This is a genomic window from Serratia sp. CY29653, from assembly GCF_052169255.1.
Taxonomy (GTDB): Bacteria; Pseudomonadota; Gammaproteobacteria; order Enterobacterales; family Enterobacteriaceae; genus Serratia; species Serratia sarumanii.
In genome coordinates, this window is the sequence record NZ_JBJNLC010000008.1 from 60,015 (window position 1) to 79,634 (window position 19,620).

Below are 19,620 nucleotides of genomic sequence, written 5' to 3' on the forward strand. Positions count from 1 at the left end.
AAAACCATGAAAGCACTGTCAAAACTGAAAGCGGAAGAAGGGATTTGGATGACCGACGTGCCTCAGCCGGAGCTGGGCCACAATGACATCATGATCAAAATCCGCAAAACCGCGATCTGCGGCACCGATGTGCATATCTACAACTGGGACGAGTGGTCGCAAAAAACCATTCCGGTTCCGATGGTGGTCGGCCATGAATACGTCGGCGAAGTGGTGGCGATCGGTCAGGAAGTCAAAGGCTTCAGCATCGGCGATCGCGTGTCCGGCGAAGGCCACATCACCTGCGGCCATTGCCGCAACTGCCGCGGCGGCCGCACGCACCTGTGCCGCAATACCGTCGGCGTGGGCGTGAACCGTCCGGGCAGCTTTGCGGAATACCTGGTGATCCCGGCGTTCAACGCCTTCAAGATCCCGGATAACATCTCCGACGAACTGGCTTCGATCTTCGATCCGTTCGGCAACGCGGTGCACACCGCGCTGTCGTTCGATCTGGTTGGGGAAGACGTGCTGGTGTCCGGCGCCGGCCCGATCGGCATCATGGCGGCGGCGGTGTGCAAACACGTCGGCGCTCGCCATGTGGTGATCACCGACGTTAACGAATACCGCCTGGAACTGGCGCGCAAGATGGGTGTGACCCGCGCGGTGAACGTCAGCAAGGAAAACCTCAGCGACGTGATGGCCGAGCTGGGCATGACCGAAGGGTTCGACGTCGGTCTGGAAATGTCCGGCGCGCCGCCGGCGTTCCGCACGCTGCTCAATGCGATGAACCACGGCGGGCGCATCGCCATGCTGGGCATTCCGCCTTCGGATATGTCGATCGACTGGAACCAGGTCATCTTCAAAGGGCTGTTTATCAAAGGGATTTACGGCCGCGAAATGTTCGAAACCTGGTACAAGATGGCGGCGCTGATCCAGTCCGGTCTGGATTTGAGCCCGATCATCACCCACCGTTTCTCGATCGACGAGTTCCAGCAGGGCTTCGACGCCATGCGCTCCGGCAAGTCGGGTAAAGTGGTGCTGAGCTGGGATTAATCTCGGCAGACGTGACAAGGGCCGGAATTCCGGCCCTTTTTTTACGCTTGCGGTTTGGCTTGCGTCCAGTGCTGCCAATGACGCTTGATGAAGGTCACCGGCGGCGAGGTGGCGATGCTGTCGGCGATGACGCCCAGCGCGGTGCCGGCGTTGGTTTTTTCCTTCGGCGGTTTGACTTTGCACTGCTTGATGCCGCCGCTGAACGGGTTCTTCGGCTGCGGTTTTTGCGGTTTGACCGGCGGTGGGACGTAGCCGCCGCCGTTGCCCTGCGGTTCGTTCAGCAGCGCGCTCGGCTTGACCAGCACGATATCGGCGGGCAGCGACGGCAGCATCTGCTGCAGCACCTTCACCGTCGCCGGGCGCGGGTGGCCGATGGCGATGGCGGAGCCGTTGCGCCGCGCCAATTCGACCGCGCGGTTGAACTGGCGGCGGATGTCGGCTTCGTTCGCGGTATCGTCGAGGAACACCTTGCGTTTGATCACCTTCACGCCGGTGCCGGCCGCGGCGCGGGTCGCCTGGCTGCTGCCGATGGTCATGCTGTCGAGGAAATACAGTCGGTAGCTTTCGAGCGCCTGCATCACTTTCTGCATGCCCGGCAGGCTGGAGGTCATGGCGCTGCCCATGTGGTTGTTCATGCCGACCGCGTAGGGCACGTTGTTCACCGCGTTGCGGATGATGCGCTGGATCTCTTCGCTGCTCATGGAGGGCTGCAGGGTATCGCGTTCCAGCGGCTGCTTGCTGAGCGGCGCCATCGGCATGTGGATCAAGACTTCGCGGCCCTGGCTGTGGGCGCGGGTGGCCATCAGGCGGGCATGCGGCGCGTTGGGCAACACCGCGACCGAGATCGCCGTCGGCATTTGCAGCACCGCGTTTTCTTCGTGAGGGCGGTAGCCCACGTCATCGATGACGATGGAGAGTTTTCCTGCCTGCGCAGCGTAAACCTGCAGCAGACAGCCTATTAACAGAGCTGTACGGGTTTTGACATAGCGCAAATCTATCTTCCCAACCACGGCAGTGGGTTAACCGCCTGTCCCTGACGACGGATTTCGAAATAGAGCGACGGCGTTCCCTGGCCGCCGCTGGTGCCGACCAGAGCGATCGGCTGGCCGGCGCGCACCTGCGCCCCGACGTTGACCAACGCGCTCTGGTTGTAGCCGTACACGCTCATGTCGCCTTTACCGTGTTCGACCACCACCATCAGGCCATAGCCTTGCAGCCAGTCGGCCAGCAGCACGCGGCCATCGGCGACGGCTTTCACTTCGCTGCCTTCGCGGGCTTCGATCACCATGCCTTTCCAGCGTAGCTCGCCCTGCTGCTGTTCGCCAAAGCCGTGCAGCGTGCGCCCGCGCACCGGCCACATCAGCTGGCCGGCCGGACGACCGAGGCCGCCGGTTCGCGCCATCAGCGAGCGATCGGCTTCGCTAGGTTTGTAGGTAGTGCCGGTTTTCTTCGCCTGCTGCTCCTTGATGCGCACCTGTTCGCGCACCTTGGCCGCTTCACGCGCTTCGCGTTCGGCGCGCGCACGGGCTTCGCGCTCCGCCCGGGCGATCTTGTCGCGCATGCGGGCTTCGTTCTGGCGCAGTTCCACCAGGCGTTGTTGGTCTTTTTCCAGCGAGGCTTCCAGCGCGGTCAGCGTTTTCTTGCGGGCGCCGCGCGCCTGCTCCAGCTTCTGCTGCTGCGTCTGTTGCTCGCCCAGTAAGGATTTTTGCTGGCCCTGTTTGGCCACCAGCGTGGTTTTTTGCTTCGCCAGCTCGGCGCGGGTCTGCTTCAGCTCTTCGATGGTTTTCTGACGCGCTTCGTTCAGATAGCCGAAATAGGCCAGAATACGTTCGCTGCGCTGGCTTTCTTCACCGCTGAGGATCAGCTGCACGGCGCTGTGCTGCCCTTGCCGGAAGGCGGCGTCGAGCTGTTTGGCGAGGAGGTTTTGTTGGGTTGATTGCTGCTTTTGCAGTTTGGCTATCGAGGCGTTCAGGCCGGCAATGTCCTTGCCCAACTGGGTGAGCGTGCTCTGGGTGTCGCGCAGCTGGCGGCTGGCCTGGGCGATGGTTTTTTCCTGCTGACGCAGCTGATCCTGCAGCGAGCTGCGCTGCTGTTGCTGCTGCTTCACCGCCTTTTCTTTCTCGGCGATGCTCTGCTGGATATCTTTCAGCTGGGATTTATTGTCCTCCGCCGCCTGGCCGGCGAGCGGCAACAGCAAGACGCCAGCGCAAAATACGCTGGCGCACATGGCGGTGAACGTCCTTGGCGCGGTGCGTTCAGGCAGCGGCCGGCTGCCTGCGTTTGCGCTTCGGGTTACCCTTGATAGTGCAAAAAACGCCTTCTCCCTCATGGAGAAGGATTATTCCACGATGAACAGCGGCTTACCAGTCATCTCTTGCGGGATTTCCATTCCCATCAGCGTTAACAGGGTTGGCGCGATGTCCGAAAGCTTGCCGCCTTCGACCGCCCGCGCCGGTTTACCGACGTAAATCAGCGGCACCGGCAGGCTGGTGTGGGCGGTGTGCGCCTGGCCGGTGGCCGGATCGCGCATCTGCTCGGCGTTGCCGTGATCGGCGGTGATCAGCAGCTGACCGTCGACGTCGCGCACCGCATCAACCACCTGGGCGATGCAGGCGTCCAGCGTTTCCACCGCTTTGACCGCCGCTTCATACACGCCGGTATGCCCCACCATGTCGCCGTTCGGGTAGTTGCAGATAATGGCGTCGTATTTGCCGCTGCGGATGGCGCTCAGCAGCTTGTCGGTCAGCTCGGCGGCGCTCATCTCCGGCTGCAGATCGTAGGTGGCGACCTTCGGCGAGTTGACCAGCACGCGGTCTTCGCCCTTGAACGGCGCTTCCACGCCGCCGTTATAGAAGAAGGTGACGTGGGCGTATTTTTCGGTTTCCGAGATGCGCAGCTGGGTTTTGTCGTGCTTCATCAGCCATTCGCCGAAGGTGTTGGCCAGCGACGCCGGCGGATAGGCGCAGGCGGTCGCGATGTCGGCGGCGTATTCGGTCAGCATCACGAAATCGCCGAACTGCACCTGTTTGGCGCGCGGGAAACCGTCGAAATCCGCGTTCACGAAGGCGCGGGTGATCTGGCGCGCGCGGTCGGCGCGGAAGTTCATGAAGATCAACGCGTCGCCGTCCTGCATCGCGGCATCGGCCTCACCGGCGGCGCGGATCACGGTCGGTCTGACGAACTCGTCGTTTTCACCGCGCTGATAAGCGGCCTGCAGCCCGGCGATCGCATCCTCGGCCACGGCGTCGCCTTTGGCCGCCGTCAGCAGGTCATAGGCCAGCTGCACGCGATCCCAGCGGTTGTCGCGGTCCATCGCGTAGTAGCGGCCGATCAGCGAGGCGATGCGCCCGACGCCCAACGCGGCGAAGGCGTCGCGGCAGCGTTGCAGCGGGGCTTCGGCGCTGCGCGGCGGCGTGTCGCGCCCGTCGAGGAAGGCGTGCAGATAAACGGCTTTGGCGCCGCGTTGGGCGGCCAGCTTGATCATGGCCAGAATGTGCTCGTCATGGCTGTGCACGCCGCCCGGCGACAGCAGGCCCATGATGTGCACCGCCTTGCCGGCCGCTACGGCCTTATCGACCGCGGCGGTCAGCACCGGGTTGGCGAAGAAGTCGCCGTCGGCGATCGCTTTGTCCAGCCGGGTCAGATCCTGGTACACGATGCGCCCGGCGCCCAGGTTGACGTGGCCGACTTCGGAGTTGCCCATTTGCCCATCGGGCAGGCCGACATCCAGCCCGGAGGCGGCGATCAGCGTATGCGGCTGCTCCCGCCACAGGCGATCCATCACCGGAGTGCCGGCGTTCAGGATCGCGTTGTCCTGCCGCTCTTCACGGTGGCCGTAACCGTCCAGGATCACCAGAACCATCGGTTTTTTGTTGCTCGACATTGCATTGACCTCTTATGAACTTTTTAAGCTGCGAATAGCCATGCGCCCGCCGCAAGCATGGCTATTCACCCTCGAAAAACCGGCTGATTTTACATCGCCGCCGGCGATAAATAGCCCAAAGAGATCAAGGTTGCGGCGAATCGCGCGGGCTTTTATGCTCTGACGTCGGGAATTTCTCAGCGCAGCCCGCAGTTTCTGCAATCGCGCTTGCTTATTGGCTGTATTTGCCGCACTCGGCAGGTATACTCTGGAACCTTGACTTATTTATCCCTTAACTGACGGGAGTTGTTACACCCCATGCTGCAAGAAATTATGCCATTCGTAAGCAGACACCCTATTCTGAGCCTGGCTTGGATCGCTCTGCTGGTCGCCGTGATCGTCATGACCTTCAAAAGCCGTTTCTCCAAGGTCAAAGAGATCGCCCGCGGTGAAGCTATTCGTCTGATCAACAAAGAAGAAGCCGTGGTGGTCGACACCCGCAGCCGCGACGATTTTCGCCGTGGTCACCTGGCCAACGCCATCAACCTGACCGCCAGCGAAATCAAAAGCGGCAGCCTGGGCGAGCTGGAAAAACACAAAGCGCAGCCGATCATCGTCGTGTGCGCCAACGGCACCGCCTCCCGCGAGCCGGCGGAGAACCTGAGCAAGGCCGGTTTTGAAAAGGTGACTATGCTGAAAGACGGCATTTCCGGCTGGAGCGGAGAAAACCTGCCGCTGGTGCGCGGTAAGTAACCGTTTAACCTATTTGAGGTGGCAATCCATGGCTAACATTGATATCTACACCAAAGCGACCTGTCCGTTCTGCCATCGCGCCAAGGCGCTGTTGAACAGCAAGGGCGCGGCGTTTAACGAGATCGCCATCGACGGCGATAACGCCAAGCGCGAAGTGATGATCGAGCGCAGCGGGCGCACCACCGTGCCGCAGATTTTCATCGATGGCCGGCATATCGGCGGCTGCGATGATTTATATGAACTCGATGCTCGCGGCGGCCTGGATCCACTGCTTTAAGCAGCTTGCCGGTTCATCGAGTGTCAATAAGGACGTTTAACCAAGGGTATTACTCACATGTCAGAACAAAACAGCACCGAAATGGCTTTCCAGATCCAACGTATTTATACCAAGGACATCTCTTTCGAAGCGCCGAATGCGCCGCAGGTTTTCCAGCAGGAATGGCAGCCGGAAGTTAAACTTGATCTGGATACCGCGTCCAGCCAGCTGGCTGACGAAGTGTATGAAGTGGTACTGCGCGTAACCGTGACGGCGACCCTGGGCGAAGAGACCGCGTTCCTGTGCGAAGTGCAACAGGCGGGCATCTTCTCGGTAGCAGGCATCGAAGGCACGCAGCTGGCGCATTGCCTGGGCGCATACTGCCCGAACATCCTGTTCCCGTATGCGCGCGAGTGCATCACCAGCCTGGTTTCCCGCGGTACGTTCCCGCAGCTGAACCTGGCACCGGTCAACTTTGACGCGCTGTTCATGAACTATCTGCAGCAGCAGGCGGAAGGCGAAGGTGCCGCACCACATCAGGATGCCTGATGAACACCGTCAATGCTTCAATGACTGTCATCGGTGCCGGCTCGTACGGCACCGCATTGGCCATTACGCTGGCGCGTAACGGCCACACCGTGGTGCTGTGGGGGCATAACCCCGCGCAAGTTCAAACGTTGCAGCAAGATCGCTGCAATCAGGCGTTTCTGCCCGACGTTCCCTTCCCCGATACTCTGCTGCTTGAAGCCGATTTGGCGCGGGCGCTGGCGGCCAGCCGCGACGTGCTGGTGGTGGTGCCGAGCCACGTGTTCGGTGACGTGCTGCGCCAGCTGAAGCCGCATCTGCGCCCGGACGCCCGCATCGTGTGGGCCACCAAGGGGCTGGAAGCGGAAACCGGCCGGTTGCTGCAGGACGTAGCGCGTGAGGCGCTGGGCGAGGCGATCCCGCTGGCGGTGCTCTCCGGGCCGACGTTCGCCAAAGAGCTGGCCGCCGGCCTGCCGACGGCGATCGCGCTGGCGGCGACCGATGCGCAGTTCGCCGACGATCTGCAACAGCTGTTGCACTGCGGCAAGAGCTTCCGCGTCTACAGCAATCCCGATTTCATCGGCGTGCAGCTTGGCGGCGCGGTGAAGAACGTGATCGCCATCGGCGCCGGCATGTCCGACGGCATCGGTTTTGGCGCCAACGCCCGCACCGCGTTGATTACACGCGGGCTGGCGGAAATGAGCCGTCTGGGTTCTGCGCTCGGCGCCGATCCTTCGACGTTCATGGGCATGGCGGGGCTGGGGGATCTGGTGCTAACCTGCACAGACAACCAATCGCGCAACCGCCGCTTCGGCATTATGCTGGGGCAGGGCAAAGGCGTGCAGGAAGCGCAGGACAGCATCGGTCAGGTGGTCGAGGGCTATCGCAATACCAAAGAGGTGTTGGCGCTGGCGCAGCGGCACGGTGTGGAAATGCCGATCACCGAACAGATTTATCAGGTGCTTTACTGCCATAAAGACGCCCGCGAAGCGGCGCTGAGCCTGCTGGGGCGAGCCCGAAAGGACGAAAAACCCAGCGCGTGACATAAAACGATATGTCGGGGCAGCATGCTGACCCCGCTAATGACCTGGGCCGCTTCGCGCTACCGTGTGAAGCGGCCCGTTTGGCAAGGCAGAGGGGAATGTGATGTCGTCAGAAGAGTTGGAACAGGTCTGGAACAGCATTAAATCAGAAGCGCGAGCACTGGCTGATTGTGAACCGATGCTGGCCAGCTTTTTCCATGCGACGTTGCTCAAGCACGAGAACCTGGGCAGCGCGCTCAGCTATATGCTGGCCAACAAGCTGGCGACGCCGATCATGCCCGCCATCGCGGTGCGCGAGGTGGTGGAAGAGGCCTACAAGTCCGACAACCAGATGATCGTGTCGGCGGCGCGCGATATCCTCGCGGTACGGCTGCGCGACCCGGCGGTCGATAAATACTCCACGCCGCTGCTTTACCTGAAAGGGTTCCATGCGCTGCAGGCTTACCGCATCGGTCACTGGCTGTGGCAGCAAGGGCGGCAAGCGCTGGCTATCTACCTGCAAAATCAAATTTCCGTCGCCTTCGGCGTGGACATCCACCCGGCGGCGACCATCGGCTGCGGCATCATGCTCGACCACGCCACCGGTATCGTGATCGGTGAAACGGCGGTGGTGGAGAACAATGTCTCTATCCTGCAGTCGGTCACCCTGGGCGGTACCGGTAAAACCAGCGGCGACCGTCACCCGAAAATCCGCGAAGGGGTGATGATTGGCGCCGGCGCCAAAATTCTCGGCAATATCGAAGTGGGCAAGGGCGCGAAGATCGGCGCGGGCTCGGTGGTCTTGCAGGCGATACCGCCGCACACCACCGCCGCCGGCGTGCCGGCGCGCATCGTCGGGCGGCCGGAGAGCGATACGCCGTCGATGGATATGGACCAATACTTTAACGGCACCAATCACGGCTTCGAGTACGGCGACGGCATTTGAGCGCCGTCTGTGCAGCCATTCAGGGGGAGCTTCGGCTCCCCCTGTGTTTTTCAGGCGGCGGTCAGCCTTGTTTCGGGAAGTTGGTGATATCGGTGACGATGTCGTCGATCGCCGCCTTGACGTCATCCGCCGTGACCGGCGTGCTGTCGTTGTTGACGGTTTTGCCGTAGGCCTTGCGTACCACTTCCATCACCGTTTTACCGGTATCTTGGTCGATCAGCTCGCCTTCGATATACAGCGCGGTATTTTGCGTCCGGTGCCCGGTAGCAGCCATGGTGCTGGCGACCACGGCGGCGACCGGCACCACCTCATAGAATTTCATGTCTTCATTTTCGGCGGAAACGGCGGTGATGGCGAGCTTGGCCACCAGCACGCGCGAGCCCGTCGGGCTTGGCAGAATGGTGAAGCGGTTCTGCAGCGCGGTTTTGATCCGCTGGGTCGCGTAGGTCTTAATCTTGTTCAGCGTGTCCTGGCTGACGCGCGCCGTGGGTTTCTCCGCCGGGAAATAGACCACCGGTTGGAAATAGAGGCCGCGATAGTTGGATTCCTTGTAGCTTGGATCTATCCAGCGCAGCGTTTTATGGCCGCTTGGCGAGGTGGTTTCCTGCAGTTTGCTGTAATCGGACAAGAAGCCCGAATACTGCGACGTTTGGGTGACTTTGGACGAACAACCCGCCAGCAACAGGCCCGCTGCCAGAACCGCCATGGCAACGCTCAAGCGTTGTTTCTTCATATGGTTTCCTATGATGAGTGGTGATTACCCTTACAAAACATAGCGCATTATCTACGCCTCATCGGGCATTTTCGGGGCCGGGCGTGCCCTGCCGCGGCCTTTTTTCAGGATCGTGATGCACCGCCGGTTTTCGCCGCCAGCGCCGATGATAAGGCGGCGAGCAAGTCGTCCGCCTTGGCCAGCGTCTGGCGTTGCTCAGCTTGCCACCGGGGCAACAAGGGCCAGAGATCCGCCTGATGTTCTGCCTGCAGGCACCAGACCTCACGATCGTGCCAGTCGCCGAGGGCGCTTTGCGCCGCCTTGAGGCCCGCCATCGCGGCGGGAGAGAGGGGGAGGCGTTGCGGATAGGCTTCGGCCGCGTAGCGCAGGCGCTTTATCAGCAGCCGCAGGCGGTGGCGATCGTAGCCGGTATCGGCCAATGCCCGGCGCAATTGCTGTTGCTGGCGCTGCAGGCGTCGGTTCAGGCGGTGTTTGGCGGTGCGTCGCGCGGTGCGGCGGAAGCGGCGCGGCCAGGCGTGCAACAGCGAGGGAAAGTCGATGATCTGCGGATGGGCGAGCAGTTGACGGTAGCGGGCCTGAAGATCGCTCTGGCGCACGTTGGCCTGCCAATCCAGGCGATGGCGCGCCAGTTCGGCGATCAGCACCTCGAGATCGCGCAGCGGCGTCGTGAGCCTGCCCAACTCGGCGGCGGCCCGATCGAGCCGCGTTGCGCCGGGGCAGCCGCGCAACGGGCGCAGCAGGCTGCGAATGCGGCGCAGACAGACGCGCAAGTCGTGCAGCGCTTCGGTGTCTTGCGCCTGTTGCAGCCGCAACAGCGCCTCGTTCAGCGCCGGCTCAAGCCGGCGAAGCTGGGTGACAATATCTGCGACGAAAGCCATGTGCCGTGCTCTGGAGAGGATGACCCTTTCAGTATGGCGCGTCGTCGCGGATTACGCCTTGATCAGCGCGCCGGCATAGTCCAGCTGCCGCCAGGCCTCATACACGACCACCGAGACGGCATTCGACAGGTTCATGCTGCGGCTTTGCGCCTGCATCGGGATGCGGATTTTTTGCTGCGCAGGCAGCGCATCGAGGATATCGGCGGGTAACCCGCGCGTTTCCGGGCCGAACAGCAGGTAGTCGCCGGCCTGATAGCTGACGGCGCTGTGCGCCGGCGTGCCTTTGGTGGTGAGGGCAAACAGCCGTTGCGGCTTTTCGGCGGCGAGAAAGGCGGCGTAATCGGCATGACGGCTGACGCGGGTGAACTCATGGTAGTCCAGCCCGGCGCGGCGCAGGCGCTTGTCGTCCCACGGGAAACCCAGCGGTTCGATCAGGTGCAGGTTAAAGCCGGTATTGGCGCACAGGCGGATGATATTGCCGGTGTTGGGTGGAATTTCGGGTTCAAATAAAACGATGTTCAGCATGTTGCAGGCCCCTCGTGAACGAGGGGCGCAGGATAGCAAACTCTTACTGTTCTGTCTTAGTCGACAGACGTTGATGATGCAGAGGCAGCCACAGCACCAACCGCAGGCCGCCAAGCGGACTGTCTTCGGCCTTCACCCAGCCGCGATGCTGGTTGATAGCCGCCTCGACTATTGCCAGGCCGAGGCCGGTGCCGCCGGATTCGCGGTCGCGCGCCTCGTCGGTGCGATAGAACGGACGGAAGATCTGCTCGCGGTCTTCGGCGCTGACGCCGGGGCCGTCGTCGTCAACCTGGATGGTCACGCCCTGATTGTCGGCGCTGAACGCCACGGCGATGCGGGTGTGCGAATAACGCAGGGCGTTGCGCACGATGTTTTCCAACGCGCTGTCCAGCGCGCTCGCGTTGCCGAACAGCGTCCATGGGCCGGGCGGCGCGGTGATCTCCAACTGCTTGCCCATCTGTTCCGCTTCGAAACGGGCGTTGTCCAGCACGTCGGCCCACAGTTCGTTGGCCTTCAGCTGCTCGCGCGCCAGCTCGCTCTTCTGCTGACCGCGCGACAGCGCCAGCAGATCGTTGATCATCGAATCCAGCCGCTGCGCTTCGGTTTCGATGCGCGCCAGTTCGTGGCCTTCGCCGTGGCGGCGGCGCATCAGCGCGGTGGCCAGCTGCAGGCGCGTCAGCGGCGTGCGCAGCTCGTGCGAGATGTCCGATATCAGGCGTTGCTGAGCATTCATCATGCGTTCCAGCGCGCTGACCATCTGGTTGAAGCTGGCGCCGGTGGCCAGGAATTCCTGCGGGCCGGCCTCCAGTTCCGGATGCTGCTTCAGGTTGCCGCGCGCTACTTCATCGGCGGCGTTTTTCAGTTTGCGCGCCGGTTTCGCCAGGCTCCAGGCCAGCCACAGCAGCAGCGGGGCGCTGATCAGCATGGTGACGATCAGCAGCAGCAGCGGCCGGTCGAACATCAGGTTGATGAAATCGGATTGCGGGCTGTTGGCGGGACGGATCAGGTACAGCTGGTAGTTGTCTTCGCCGTCGCGCACCGCGAACGGCCCTACCAGCTCGACGCGGCCGTACTTTTTCTTCTTCGGATGATCCGAGTTGTCGGATTGGCCGATGAAGTTGCGGACGATCTGCATTTCATTGCGCTGCGCGCCGATCACCCGGCCTTCGCTGGTGACCAGCAGCAGGCGTTGGCCCGGCGGCGCCCATTTGTCGATGGCGCGGAACAGGCGGCGCCACCACATCAAATCGTTGGCCGGATCGTTTTGCAACTCGGCCTCGACGTGCTGTTCCAGCATCAACCCCTGCCGCTGTTCGCTGTCGAGCAGCGAAGTCATTTGGCGGGAGTCGAGCTTAGGCACCATCAGCACCAACATTAGCACCAGGGCTAACGTGAACCAGAAAATGGCGAAGATGCGTGCCGTCAAACTGTTGATCATGTTGCAGATACCATCAAATAACCACGCCCGCGCAGGGTTTTGAACCACGGATGCCCGTCTTTGCGATCCGGCAGCTTACGCCGCAGGTTGGAGATGTGCATGTCGATGGCGCGATCGAACGGTGTCAGGCGTTTGCCCAGCACTTCTTGGCTCAGCAGTTCGCGCGACACCACCTGGCCGAGATGCTGCGCCAGCAGGTAAAGCAGGGTGAATTCGGTGCCGGTCAGATCCAGCACTTGGCCGTCGAAGCTGGCCTCCTGGCGACCGGGGTTCAGCTGCAGGCCATCGACATCCAGCGTCGGGGCGCCGCTGTCGACCTGCTGCTGCTGTTCGCTCCAGTTGGAACGGCGCAGAATGGCGCGAATGCGCGCGACCAGCTCGCGATCGTTAAAGGGTTTCGGCAGGTAATCATCGGCACCCAGCTCCAGGCCCAGCACGCGGTCCAGTTCGCTGCCGCGCGCGGTCAGCATGATGACCGGCGTCTGGTGATGTTGGCGCAGTTCTTTCAGCGTATCGATGCCGTTTTTCTTCGGCATCATGATGTCGAGCAGCAGCAGATCGACGGAGCTGTCCAGCAGCGACAACGCCTGCTCGCCATCGTGCGCGACGACGATATTAAAACCTTCCATTTCAAGCAGTTCTTTTAACAGCGAGGTCAACTCGCGGTCGTCGTCAACTAACAGAATCTTGTTCATTATGATTTACCTCCAGACGCAAAATACGTCATCAACTGTTGCCATTCCATGACTTTACGTAGTTTTACATGCACTGACGCAGGTTTTCAGGTGTAGCGGTACACTGCTCCTCGTTGATTCGCAAAGTGAGAAAGCTTGAGGAGTTGAAATGCGTAAGGTGACCGCATTAGTTATGGCATCACTGCTGGCAATTGGTTCGACCGCTGCCTTCGCTGCCGACACTATACCGGACACAGCCCAACCTCCCGGCAACGACGCGATGACCCGAATACCCGGCCAACACCATATGTTCGACGGTGTCAGCCTCAGCGAACAGCAGCGCCAGCAAATGCGCGATTTGATGCGCCAGGCCCGGCACGATCTGCCTGGTGTCAATGTAGCTGAAATGGAAGCCATGCATAAACTGGTGACCGCAGAGAAATTTGACGAAGCCGCCGTGTATGCCCAGGCGGAAAAGATGGCCCAACAGCAGGTCAAGCGCCAGGTCGAGATGGCCCGGGTGCGTAACCAAATGTATAACCTGCTGACGCCAGAGCAAAAAAGTGTTTTAGACCAGAAACATCAGCAGCGTATGCAGCAGATGGAGCAACAAATTTCTGGTTTGCAGCAAGCTTCTGCCCAGAAGTGAAGTACGACTGAGTAGTCCCCTGTTTTTCCTTGCCATAGACACCATCCCTGTCTTCCCCGCCATGATGGCGGGGTTTTTTTTATCCGACATTTCGCTATATTGAGCGCCACACCTTTTGACCGGGATCCCTTGATGGAACAGCGCTATGCACGCCTGGTAAAGTCCGCTGCGTTGGCCGCTACCGCGCTGGCGTCGTCACTGCTGTTGATCAAAATCGTTGCCTGGTATCACACCGGTTCGGTCAGCCTGCTGGCGGCGCTGGTAGATTCGCTGGTCGATATTGCCGCCTCGCTGACCAACCTTCTGGTGGTGCGTTATTCGCTGCAGCCGGCCGATGCCGAGCACACCTTTGGCCACGGCAAAGCGGAATCGCTGGCGGCGCTGGCGCAAAGCATGTTTATTTCCGGCTCCGCCCTGTTTCTGTTCCTCACCGGCTTCCAGCATTTGTATGCGCCGCAAACGCTGCGCGATCCCGGCGTCGGGGTGGTCGTGACGGTGATCGCGTTGATCAGCACCCTGATTCTGGTCACCTATCAACGTTGGGTGGTCAGAAAAACGCGCAGCCAGGCGGTGCGCGCAGATATGCTGCATTATCAGTCAGATGTCATGATGAATGGTGCTATTCTTATCGCTCTTGGGCTAAGCTGGTACGGCTTCCAGAGGGCAGACGCGCTGTTCGCGCTGGGCATCGGCGTTTACATCCTGTATAGCGCGCTGCGCATGGGCTACGAGGCGGTGCAGTCGCTGCTGGATCGGGCGTTGCCGGATGACGAACGCCAGGCAATTATCGAGGTGGTTTCCTCGTGGCCCGGGGTGAAAGGCGCGCACGATCTGCGCACGCGGCAGTCGGGGCCGACGCGTTTCATCCAGCTGCATCTGGAGATGGAAGACACGCTGCCGCTGCGCGAGGCGCATCGGTTAGCCGATCAGGTGGAACAGGCGCTGCGGCACCGTTTTGCGGGGGCGGACGTCATCATTCACCTGGATCCGTGCTCCGTGGTGCCGCCGGGTAGGCAGGGGCATTGGGAGCTATAATCAGATAGAGGCACAGATCGAAGTATTATCATGAATATCTGAGTTAGCTCAGCGTGCCATGCGGTATTTTTACCGTTATATTGCGTGACTTGAATCAATTCAGCTGGGTGTTTTTGATATAATATCCAGCAATAAGCCGTAAAGCTGGTTTTCTGCAGCCGGAGAGGTTTCAAGACGATCGGCGGAGACAGAATTCTTAAGAAATTGCATCTACACAGTTCAGAGGTAGTCATGATCAAGAAAATCGGTGTACTGACGAGCGGCGGTGATTCGCCGGGTATGAACGCTGCAATCCGCGGCGTTGTGCGTTCTGCGCTTTCAGAAGGTCTGGAAGTTTTTGGTATTTACGATGGCTACCTTGGCTTGTACGAAGATCGCATGGAGCAGCTGGACCGCTATAGCGTGTCCGACATGATCAACCGCGGCGGCACCTTCCTCGGCTCTGCCCGCTTCCCGGAGTTCAGGGATGAAAACGTGCGCGCCAAGGCGATTGAAAACCTGAAGAATCGCGGCATCGACGCGCTGGTGGTGATCGGCGGCGACGGTTCCTACATGGGCGCCAAACGCCTGACGGAAGAAGGCTTCCCGTGCATCGGTCTGCCGGGCACCATCGATAACGACGTTGCCGGCACCGACTACACCATCGGTTACTTCACCGCGCTGGAAACCGTGGTGGAAGCAATTGACCGCCTGCGCGATACCTCCTCTTCGCACCAGCGTATCTCCATCGTGGAAGTGATGGGCCGTTACTGCGGCGATCTGACGCTGGCGGCGGCGATTGCCGGCGGTTGCGAATTCATCGTGCTGCCTGAAATCGAATTCAACCGCGAAGACCTGGTGTGCGAAATCAAGGCCGGTATCGCCAAGGGTAAGAAACACGCCATCGTGGCGATCACCGAGCACATCTGCGACATCGATGAGCTGGCGCGCCACATCGAGCAGGAAACCAAGCGTGAAACCCGCGCCACCGTGCTGGGCCACATTCAACGCGGCGGTTCACCGGTTGCCTACGACCGCATCCTGGCCTCGCGCATGGGCGCCTACGCCATCGAGCTGCTGCTGCAGGGCTACGGCGGCCGCTGCGTCGGTATCCAGAACGAAAAAATGGTGCACCACGACATCATCGACGCGATCGAAAACATGAAGCGTCCGTTCAAGGGCGACTGGCTGGAAACGGCGAAAAAACTGTACTGATACGCCGCTCACCGCACGACAAAAGAGCCTCCGCTTGCGGGGGCTTTTTGATGCCCGCCGGCGATATATTCCGTAATCATCTATCCCCAAATTTTTTATTCTTTAATTGCCGGGAAAGTTTCTGGCAGGCTCTGATGCTAAACCAACCGATTGAGGTTGCGCTTAATTTTCTGGGAGAGCCTGTCGATGCGTAAATGGGGTGTAGGTCTGACATTGGTGCTGTTGGCGTCCGGTGCCATGGCGAAGGATATTCAGTTGCTGAACGTGTCATACGATCCGACGCGTGAGTTCTATCAGGCTTACAACACGGCATTCAGCAAGCACTATCAGGCGGAAACCGGCGACAAGGTGACGGTGCGCCAGTCGCATGGCGGATCCGGCAAACAGGCGACCTCGGTGATCAACGGCATCGAGGCCGACGTGGTGACGCTGGCGTTAGCTTATGACGTCGATGCCATCGCCGAACGCGGGCGCATCGAGAAAGACTGGATCAAGCGCCTGCCGGACAACTCGGCGCCTTACACCTCGACCATCGTCTTCCTGGTGCGCAAAGGCAACCCGAAACAAATTCACGACTGGCCCGATTTGATCAAGCCGGGCGTGTCGGTGATCACCCCGAACCCGAAAACCTCCGGCGGCGCCCGCTGGAACTACCTGGCCGCCTGGGGCTACGCGTTGCACCACAACAACAACGATAAGGCCAAGGCGCAGGACTTCGTCAAAAACTTGTACAAGAACGTCGAAGTGCTGGATTCCGGCGCGCGCGGCGCGACCAACACCTTCGTTGAGCGCGGCATCGGCGATGTGCTGATCGCCTGGGAAAACGAAGCGCTGCTGGCGGAGAAAGAGCTCGGCAAAGACAAGTTCGAGATTATTACGCCGAGCGAATCGATCCTGGCCGAACCGACGGTGTCGGTGGTGGATAAGGTGGTCGATAAACGCGGTACCCGCGACGTGGCGACCGCCTACCTGAAGTATCTGTATTCGCCGGAAGGGCAGACCATCGCGGCGCAGCACTATTACCGTCCGCGCGATGCGGCGGTGGCGGCCAAGTTTGCCGGGCAGTTCCCGCAGCTGAAGCTGTTCACCGTGGATGACACCTTCGGCGGCTGGACCGAAGCGCAGAAGGTGCACTTCGCCACCGGCGGCGTGTTCGATGAGATCAGCAAACGCTGATGCCGGTTGAGCGGCAATAAAAAACCCCGGCAAGCCGGGGTTTTTTTATGGCAGGCCTAAGGGAATCAGGCTTTTTTCGCTGCGGCAGCGGCTTTGACGATCACGGCGAAAGCGTCGGCTTTCAGCGAGGCGCCGCCAACCAGCGCGCCGTCGATGTCCGGCTGAGAGAACAGCTCCGCGGCGTTCTTGTCGTTCACCGAACCGCCGTACTGGATGATGATTTCAGCGGCAACCGCGGCATCGTGCTTGGCGATGTGGTCACGGATAAATTTGTGCACGGCCTGCGCCTGCGCAGGGGTAGCGGATTTGCCGGTGCCGATGGCCCAGACCGGCTCATAGGCGATCACGGTGCCTTTCATCGCCGGTGCGCCCAGCGTTTTCAGCACGGCGTCGATCTGGCGCGCGCACACTTCTTCGGTTTTGCCCGCGGCGTTTTCCGCTTCGGTTTCACCGATGCACAGCACCGGGATCAGGCCGGCTTCTTTCAGCACGGCGAATTTCTCGGCGATGACTTCGTCGCTTTCTTTGTGGTAGGTGCGGCGCTCGGAGTGGCCGATGATGATGTACTGGGCACCGACGTCTTTCAGCATGTTGGCGGAAACTTCACCGGTGAAGGCGCCGGACAGGTTAACGTCCACGTTCTGCGCGCCCAGCGCGATGCGGCTGCCGGCCAGCGCGTGCTTGGCCTGATCCAGATACATCACCGGCGGGGCGATGGCGACGCCACAGCCGTCAACGCTGCTCAGCTCATTGCGCAGGCCGGCGATCAGTTCGTTGACCATGTGGGTGCTGCCGTTAAGCTTCCAGTTACCCATAACTAATGGATGACGCATGTTTTTTCCTCCAACTAGGGAACGCGAGAGTCGAAATGACAACTGCCGGACCGGCAGTTTACCTGCCCAACAGTATAGAGATCATTAAGCGCGAAGGCTTTGCTTTTCGTCATTAAATGCCGCGCCGTTACGGCTCGGAAAGCGCCAGCTTAATCGGTTCAACCGCGAAGGTTACGCCTTTATCGCCGTTGTCCGAAACGACATAGCGAATGGCGCCGACCTGCTGTTGGTAAAAGCGCGATCCTTTGCCTTTTTCCAGCAGGCTGTTCACCTTGTTCTGGCTCTGTTCCACCGTCAACGCCGGTTCGAACTGGCGCATCAGCGCCGCCATGTAGCTGATGGCGATGGCGCGCGCGGCTTTTTCTTCATTGGCCTGCTGTAGCGGCAGGTGAGTGATCTGCAACGTTTTGATTTTACCAGTGCCTTTCTCCAGCGCGGTGGAGGCGTACAGGTTTTCGTTGAGTTTGCTGGCGGCGCGCGTCAGCAGCGGCGAATCGTCTTCGGCGGCGGGAATGGCGCGGAATTCGCCAATCGGCAGCTTCGGGTTGTCGCGGTTGTATTTTTCGCGGAATTTGACCACCGTCAGATCGAACGTCGGCGCCCCGGCCAGCAGGTAAGGTGCGGCGGGCGTCGCTTCGGTGGGCGGCGGATCGGCCCAGGCGCTGGCGGCCGCCTGCAGCAGGCAGGCGATGACGAGGGTTTTTCTCAGCATGGCGTATGGCATCAAGGACAAAGATGGCTCCGATTAAAGCGATAACCCGCGGGGCTTGTCAAAGATCCCACGCCATTATCGGTTCGCTGACGAGAAAGCTGTGCGGCGCACCGCGTTATGCGAGGCGGAAAACTCGGCCCGGCAGCGCCTATGTTACACTGCGGCGCAGAATATGGGCAGGCTTAGAGCGCAGGAATCGATGACGTTACAACAGTGGTGTTTTTCTTTTAAGGGCCGCATCGGGCGGCGCGACTTCTGGATTTGGATGGGGCTGTGGTTGGCGCTGATGGCGGCGGCGTTTACGCTGGCCAATTATCAGCTGATCGCCATCCAATCCATCGCCTTCTTTATCGTGGCGTTGCTGTGGCCGACGGCGGCGGTGCTGGTCAAGCGCCTGCACGATCGCAACAAGGCCGGCTGGTGGGCGCTGCTGCTGATCCTGGCGTGGATGCTGGCGGCGGGGAACTGGCAGATGCTGGCGCCGATCTGGCAATGGGGCGTCGGGCGTTTCATTCCGACGCTGATTATCGTGATGATGATGATCGATCTGGGGGCCTTCGTCGGCACGCCGGGAGATAACCGGTTCGGCCCGGAAGCCGAACCGGTGAAGTTCCGCTGACCCTCGCCGGGTTACCAGTAGTGTTCGCTGGTGATGTGGCCCGGCTTGCGGCGCAGGTGCTTGCGCATCTGGCGGTGGTCTTTCAGCGTTTGCTGGGTGTCCCGCACCATTTGTGGGTTGCCGCACAGCATCACGTGGCTGGTTTCGGCGTCGATGGTCAAGCCGATCGCCGCTTCCAGCCGGCCGTCCTCGATCAGCGCCGGTACGCGGCCGGTCAATGAACCGGGCGCCTCTTCGCGGCTGACGACGGTCTGGATGCGCAGCTTGCCGTTGTAGCGCTGCTGCAGTTGCTGCATCAGCGGCAGGTAGCTCAGGTCACGCGCAAAGCGCGCGGCGTGCACCAGCACCAGGTTGTTGAAGCGCTCCAGCCCGATGCCCTGCTGCAGAATCGATAAATAGGGGCCGATGGCGGTGCCGGTCGCCAGCATCCACAGCGTGTCGCAGTCGGGCACCTCGTCCAGCACGAAGAAGCCGGCGGCTTCTTTGGTTACCATCACGTCCGAGCCCGGCTGCAGTTGATTGAGGCGCGGGCTCAGTTTGCCTTCCGGCACGGTGACCAGATAGAACTCCAGATTGGCGTCGTCGGGGGCATTGACGTAGGAGTAGGCGCGCTGCACCCGTTCGCCGTCGATCTCCAGCGCCAGCTTGGTGAATTGCCCGGCGGTGAAAGGATCGATAGGGGCATGGACCACCAGGCTGAACAGCCCGTCGGTCCATTGTTTTACCTGCGTAACCTTGCCGTTTACCCATTCAGCCAT

General features: G+C 60.8%; 22 protein-coding genes. 11 read left to right on the top strand and 11 right to left on the bottom strand.

The features are described from left to right. Positions 1–6 precede the first annotated feature (6 nt). Positions 7–1,032, top strand: coding sequence for an L-threonine 3-dehydrogenase (gene tdh / locus ACJ8HN_RS23495; RefSeq protein WP_033649729.1), 1,026 nt, complete (start codon positions 7–9; stop codon positions 1,030–1,032). A 41-nt stretch (positions 1,033–1,073) separates the two neighbouring features. Here the strand turns inward: tdh and ACJ8HN_RS23500 are convergent, their stop codons facing one another. From ACJ8HN_RS23500 to gpmM, 3 genes are read right to left on the bottom strand one after another with little or no spacing between them, the layout of a single operon-like run. Next, the gene (locus tag ACJ8HN_RS23500; RefSeq protein WP_442524030.1) at positions 1,074–2,024 is read right to left on the bottom strand and encodes a divergent polysaccharide deacetylase family protein; all 951 of its coding nucleotides are present in this window, start codon (positions 2,022–2,024) and stop codon (positions 1,074–1,076) included. Positions 2,025–2,026: 2 nt separating this feature from the next. Beyond that, positions 2,027–3,361: a murein hydrolase activator EnvC gene (gene envC, locus ACJ8HN_RS23505; RefSeq protein ID WP_033649727.1), complete on the bottom strand. Its 1,335-nt coding sequence runs from the start codon at positions 3,359–3,361 to the stop codon at positions 2,027–2,029. Between the two features lie 9 nt (positions 3,362–3,370). Then, on the bottom strand, positions 3,371–4,915 hold the full coding sequence (gene gpmM / locus ACJ8HN_RS23510) for a 2,3-bisphosphoglycerate-independent phosphoglycerate mutase (protein WP_047570034.1): 1,545 nt from the start codon (positions 4,913–4,915) through the stop codon (positions 3,371–3,373). 297 nt (positions 4,916–5,212) lie between these two features. Between gpmM and ACJ8HN_RS23515 the strand changes: the two genes are divergently transcribed. The 5 genes from ACJ8HN_RS23515 (at position 5,213) to cysE (ending at position 8,396) form a co-directional block, all read left to right on the top strand. After that, positions 5,213–5,647, top strand: coding sequence for a rhodanese-like domain-containing protein (locus tag ACJ8HN_RS23515; protein WP_033649725.1), 435 nt, complete (start codon positions 5,213–5,215; stop codon positions 5,645–5,647). A 28-nt stretch (positions 5,648–5,675) separates the two neighbouring features. Further along, positions 5,676–5,924 carry a glutaredoxin 3 gene (gene grxC, locus ACJ8HN_RS23520; RefSeq protein ID WP_004931142.1) on the top strand — a complete coding sequence of 83 codons (249 nt, stop codon included), beginning with the start codon at positions 5,676–5,678 and terminating at the stop codon, positions 5,922–5,924. Between the two features lie 57 nt (positions 5,925–5,981). Continuing rightward, a complete protein-coding gene (secB, locus tag ACJ8HN_RS23525; protein ID WP_004931139.1) occupies positions 5,982–6,452 on the top strand; it encodes a protein-export chaperone SecB in 471 nt (156 codons plus the stop codon). Further along, on the top strand, positions 6,452–7,471 hold the full coding sequence (gene gpsA / locus ACJ8HN_RS23530) for an NAD(P)H-dependent glycerol-3-phosphate dehydrogenase (RefSeq protein ID WP_033636456.1): 1,020 nt from the start codon (positions 6,452–6,454) through the stop codon (positions 7,469–7,471). The genes secB and gpsA overlap by 1 nt, the downstream gene beginning before the upstream one ends. 103 nt (positions 7,472–7,574) lie before the next feature. After that, positions 7,575–8,396, top strand: a complete 822-nt coding sequence (gene cysE, locus ACJ8HN_RS23535) for a serine O-acetyltransferase (RefSeq protein WP_004931135.1) — start codon at positions 7,575–7,577, stop codon at positions 8,394–8,396. 61 nt (positions 8,397–8,457) lie between these two features. Here cysE and ACJ8HN_RS23540 read toward each other — a convergent pair whose 3' ends face one another. The 5 genes from ACJ8HN_RS23540 to cpxR all read right to left on the bottom strand — a co-directional run bounded on the left by ACJ8HN_RS23540 (position 8,458) and on the right by cpxR (position 12,665). Next, the gene (locus ACJ8HN_RS23540; protein ID WP_033654532.1) at positions 8,458–9,129 is read right to left on the bottom strand and encodes a DUF3313 domain-containing protein; all 672 of its coding nucleotides are present in this window, start codon (positions 9,127–9,129) and stop codon (positions 8,458–8,460) included. 104 nt (positions 9,130–9,233) lie between these two features. Then, complete coding sequence (locus ACJ8HN_RS23545; protein ID WP_060423736.1) at positions 9,234–10,007, bottom strand: CHAD domain-containing protein; 774 nt, start codon at positions 10,005–10,007, stop codon at positions 9,234–9,236. Between the two features lie 51 nt (positions 10,008–10,058). After that, positions 10,059–10,532 carry a tRNA (uridine(34)/cytosine(34)/5-carboxymethylaminomethyluridine(34)-2'-O)-methyltransferase TrmL gene (gene trmL / locus ACJ8HN_RS23550; RefSeq protein WP_033636451.1) on the bottom strand — a complete coding sequence of 158 codons (474 nt, stop codon included), beginning with the start codon at positions 10,530–10,532 and terminating at the stop codon, positions 10,059–10,061. A gap of 43 nt (positions 10,533–10,575) precedes the next feature. Continuing rightward, positions 10,576–11,970 (bottom strand): envelope stress sensor histidine kinase CpxA, encoded by a 1,395-nt coding sequence (gene cpxA / locus ACJ8HN_RS23555; protein ID WP_033636450.1) that lies wholly within the window; start codon positions 11,968–11,970, stop codon positions 10,576–10,578. Beyond that, the gene (gene cpxR / locus ACJ8HN_RS23560; protein ID WP_004931124.1) at positions 11,967–12,665 is read right to left on the bottom strand and encodes an envelope stress response regulator transcription factor CpxR; all 699 of its coding nucleotides are present in this window, start codon (positions 12,663–12,665) and stop codon (positions 11,967–11,969) included. Before cpxR ends, cpxA begins: the two co-directional genes overlap by 4 nt. 148 nt (positions 12,666–12,813) lie before the next feature. Here cpxR and cpxP point away from each other — a divergent pair, with 148 nt between their 5' ends. From cpxP to ACJ8HN_RS23580, 4 genes are all read left to right on the top strand, one after another. After that, positions 12,814–13,293, top strand: coding sequence for a cell-envelope stress modulator CpxP (cpxP, locus tag ACJ8HN_RS23565; protein WP_004931122.1), 480 nt, complete (start codon positions 12,814–12,816; stop codon positions 13,291–13,293). A gap of 132 nt (positions 13,294–13,425) precedes the next feature. Continuing rightward, positions 13,426–14,328, top strand: a complete 903-nt coding sequence (gene fieF / locus ACJ8HN_RS23570; RefSeq protein ID WP_033654534.1) for a CDF family cation-efflux transporter FieF — start codon at positions 13,426–13,428, stop codon at positions 14,326–14,328. A gap of 231 nt (positions 14,329–14,559) precedes the next feature. Next, positions 14,560–15,522, top strand: coding sequence for a 6-phosphofructokinase (pfkA, locus tag ACJ8HN_RS23575; RefSeq protein WP_004931116.1), 963 nt, complete (start codon positions 14,560–14,562; stop codon positions 15,520–15,522). Between the two features lie 186 nt (positions 15,523–15,708). Continuing rightward, positions 15,709–16,698 carry a sulfate ABC transporter substrate-binding protein gene (locus ACJ8HN_RS23580; protein ID WP_033636447.1) on the top strand — a complete coding sequence of 330 codons (990 nt, stop codon included), beginning with the start codon at positions 15,709–15,711 and terminating at the stop codon, positions 16,696–16,698. 65 nt (positions 16,699–16,763) lie between these two features. Here the strand turns inward: ACJ8HN_RS23580 and tpiA are convergent, their stop codons facing one another. Continuing rightward, positions 16,764–17,531, bottom strand: a complete 768-nt coding sequence (gene tpiA / locus ACJ8HN_RS23585; RefSeq protein ID WP_004931113.1) for a triose-phosphate isomerase — start codon at positions 17,529–17,531, stop codon at positions 16,764–16,766. 127 nt (positions 17,532–17,658) lie between these two features. After that, positions 17,659–18,243 carry a DUF1454 family protein gene (locus ACJ8HN_RS23590; RefSeq protein WP_033636444.1) on the bottom strand — a complete coding sequence of 195 codons (585 nt, stop codon included), beginning with the start codon at positions 18,241–18,243 and terminating at the stop codon, positions 17,659–17,661. A gap of 199 nt (positions 18,244–18,442) precedes the next feature. On the opposite strand from ACJ8HN_RS23590, the gene ACJ8HN_RS23595 reads away from it, so the two are divergent. After that, positions 18,443–18,862: a DUF805 domain-containing protein gene (locus tag ACJ8HN_RS23595; protein ID WP_033639143.1), complete on the top strand. Its 420-nt coding sequence runs from the start codon at positions 18,443–18,445 to the stop codon at positions 18,860–18,862. 11 nt (positions 18,863–18,873) lie between these two features. On the opposite strand, the gene fpr is transcribed toward ACJ8HN_RS23595, so the two are convergent. Then, positions 18,874–19,620, bottom strand: coding sequence for a ferredoxin--NADP(+) reductase (gene fpr / locus ACJ8HN_RS23600; RefSeq protein ID WP_442524032.1), 747 nt, complete (start codon positions 19,618–19,620; stop codon positions 18,874–18,876).

What these genes read in the sequence shown, in the direction of transcription:
- tdh (WP_033649729.1), top strand. Translation starts at nt 7, where the DNA reads ATGAAAGCACTGTCAAAACTGAAAGCGGAAGAAGGGATTTGGATGACC.
- envC (WP_033649727.1), bottom strand. Translation starts at nt 3,361, where the DNA reads ATGAGGGAGAAGGCGTTTTTTGCACTATCAAGGGTAACCCGAAGCGCA.
- gpmM (WP_047570034.1), bottom strand. Translation starts at nt 4,915, where the DNA reads ATGTCGAGCAACAAAAAACCGATGGTTCTGGTGATCCTGGACGGTTAC.
- ACJ8HN_RS23515 (WP_033649725.1), top strand. Translation starts at nt 5,213, where the DNA reads ATGCTGCAAGAAATTATGCCATTCGTAAGCAGACACCCTATTCTGAGC.
- grxC (WP_004931142.1), top strand. Translation starts at nt 5,676, where the DNA reads ATGGCTAACATTGATATCTACACCAAAGCGACCTGTCCGTTCTGCCAT.
- secB (WP_004931139.1), top strand. Translation starts at nt 5,982, where the DNA reads ATGTCAGAACAAAACAGCACCGAAATGGCTTTCCAGATCCAACGTATT.
- gpsA (WP_033636456.1), top strand. Translation starts at nt 6,452, where the DNA reads ATGAACACCGTCAATGCTTCAATGACTGTCATCGGTGCCGGCTCGTAC.
- cysE (WP_004931135.1), top strand. Translation starts at nt 7,575, where the DNA reads ATGTCGTCAGAAGAGTTGGAACAGGTCTGGAACAGCATTAAATCAGAA.
- ACJ8HN_RS23540 (WP_033654532.1), bottom strand. Translation starts at nt 9,129, where the DNA reads ATGAAGAAACAACGCTTGAGCGTTGCCATGGCGGTTCTGGCAGCGGGC.
- ACJ8HN_RS23545 (WP_060423736.1), bottom strand. Translation starts at nt 10,007, where the DNA reads ATGGCTTTCGTCGCAGATATTGTCACCCAGCTTCGCCGGCTTGAGCCG.
- trmL (WP_033636451.1), bottom strand. Translation starts at nt 10,532, where the DNA reads ATGCTGAACATCGTTTTATTTGAACCCGAAATTCCACCCAACACCGGC.
- cpxA (WP_033636450.1), bottom strand. Translation starts at nt 11,970, where the DNA reads ATGATCAACAGTTTGACGGCACGCATCTTCGCCATTTTCTGGTTCACG.
- cpxR (WP_004931124.1), bottom strand. Translation starts at nt 12,665, where the DNA reads ATGAACAAGATTCTGTTAGTTGACGACGACCGCGAGTTGACCTCGCTG.
- cpxP (WP_004931122.1), top strand. Translation starts at nt 12,814, where the DNA reads ATGCGTAAGGTGACCGCATTAGTTATGGCATCACTGCTGGCAATTGGT.
- fieF (WP_033654534.1), top strand. Translation starts at nt 13,426, where the DNA reads ATGGAACAGCGCTATGCACGCCTGGTAAAGTCCGCTGCGTTGGCCGCT.
- pfkA (WP_004931116.1), top strand. Translation starts at nt 14,560, where the DNA reads ATGATCAAGAAAATCGGTGTACTGACGAGCGGCGGTGATTCGCCGGGT.
- ACJ8HN_RS23580 (WP_033636447.1), top strand. Translation starts at nt 15,709, where the DNA reads ATGCGTAAATGGGGTGTAGGTCTGACATTGGTGCTGTTGGCGTCCGGT.
- tpiA (WP_004931113.1), bottom strand. Translation starts at nt 17,531, where the DNA reads ATGCGTCATCCATTAGTTATGGGTAACTGGAAGCTTAACGGCAGCACC.
- ACJ8HN_RS23590 (WP_033636444.1), bottom strand. Translation starts at nt 18,243, where the DNA reads ATGCTGAGAAAAACCCTCGTCATCGCCTGCCTGCTGCAGGCGGCCGCC.
- ACJ8HN_RS23595 (WP_033639143.1), top strand. Translation starts at nt 18,443, where the DNA reads ATGACGTTACAACAGTGGTGTTTTTCTTTTAAGGGCCGCATCGGGCGG.
- fpr (WP_442524032.1), bottom strand. Translation starts at nt 19,620, where the DNA reads ATGGCTGAATGGGTAAACGGCAAGGTTACGCAGGTAAAACAATGGACC.